The sequence below is a fragment of the Rubripirellula obstinata genome (genome assembly GCF_001642955.1).
Classification (GTDB): domain Bacteria; phylum Planctomycetota; class Planctomycetia; order Pirellulales; family Pirellulaceae; genus Rubripirellula; species Rubripirellula obstinata.
Window position 1 is genome coordinate 1 of sequence record NZ_LWSK01000285.1, and the last position, 1,394, is coordinate 1,394.

The following is a 1,394-nucleotide window of genomic DNA, read 5'->3' on the forward strand; positions in this document are numbered from 1 at the left end:
CGAAGTCGGCAAAGTGTTGAGCGTCAATAAAACGCCTGGCACAGGCGAAAATATGAACGGTGTCCATAGGGAATAAGCAGGGTATGTTCAGTCGGATAACGGTATGCATCACCGAGGTGGCGGGATTTGACGTGCAAGCAGAGAGGAAAGTGTGCGGCCGCCACTCCGGTGCATGCAATGGTTATCCGCCATTTTGTGACTATTCTGGTCGTGCAATTCAAAACTGAGGAAGAGTCTATCACGGACCGAATAGTTGACCAAGAGAATAGATCATTGCGGCACAACAAGCAATCGAAAGCGCAGTGAAGACGAGGGCTGTTAGCATCGCTCGTGTCGGAATGCGTTTCACCAGTCGCCGTGCTAGGAAGGCAAAAAGAGCCGCAAGGCACGCGATCGTAGGGACCGTAAGCCAAGCTGGGCCATTCGCGCTAACGCCAAGGTTAGGCGCCAACCCGACGTAAAGGAGGTTCGCGATGCAAATCACGCCGAGGACTGTTGCTACGAAAGGCGATTTACCGTCCTGCATCATCGGCTTAGATGTTGAGGTGTTGTCCAAAGGATCGTCTTCAGTCGGATAACGGTTCGGTTCAGCGGGCGGCGGGTGAAGGCGTGCAAGCAAACAAAAACGGCGTCGGCCGCCGCTCCGTTGCAACCGTTGGTTATCCGTCGGCATACAGCACCGGGAGCAATTGAGCGGCGAAAGTGTGCAGGCCCACGGTCCAGACCGCGGAAAAGGCGTCAGAAGCGGGCATTCGGTTGTAGTAAGTCCATTCGTGCACGACAAGTCTAGCATCGCGAGATGGTATCGCGTTGTATTCTCCCGATCTGATGGCGGCAAGGATTCGATTGTAAGCGTCGGATTTGTACGTGCCAGTCGGGTAGCAAGCGCAGGCAAATGCGATCGCGATCAGATCCAATTCCGCACTGCTATCCATTTCACCACGCAGTTTTTTCCTGCAACGTTTGGTGGCCCCTCGGAGCAGAAGATTGGTGAGCCATTTCATGAGTCGGCAAGAATCCAAGTAAACAGAGAGCTTTCAGTCGGATAACGACCGGGATCACCGGGTGGGAAGGGAAAAGGTAACCATCAGGAAACGGCCGCAAGTCCCACTCCGGTGCATCCCATGGTTCAAGTAAGCCGCTTCGCGGCGGGGCGTGTGGATTGAAAACGTGAGGAACCCTTTGGTAGATCCGAACTCACTGGGAGTTCGGCTTACATTCTCTCAGAGGATCCCCCACATGAGCAAGTCTAAGCGATTTAATCCGTCCAAGTCCAACCCAAGTTTCTTCCCGGAGTCGCTACGTAAGCGGCTCTCCGATGATCTGCAGCTTCAGGGCATGGCAGACCGAACCGTCAAGGCGTACGTCCGAGCGGTCAGGCAACTTGCCGAGTT

1 protein-coding gene is annotated in these 1,394 nt (G+C 54.5%); it reads right to left on the minus strand.

Annotated features, from left to right (window positions below; all coding sequences use genetic code 11):
- Window positions 1-659: 659 nt before the first annotated feature.
- Window positions 660-935, minus strand: coding sequence for a hypothetical protein (locus RC85_RS28815; RefSeq protein WP_238383231.1), 276 nt, complete (start codon window positions 933-935; stop codon window positions 660-662).
- Between the last annotated feature and the right edge of the window lie 459 nt (window positions 936-1,394).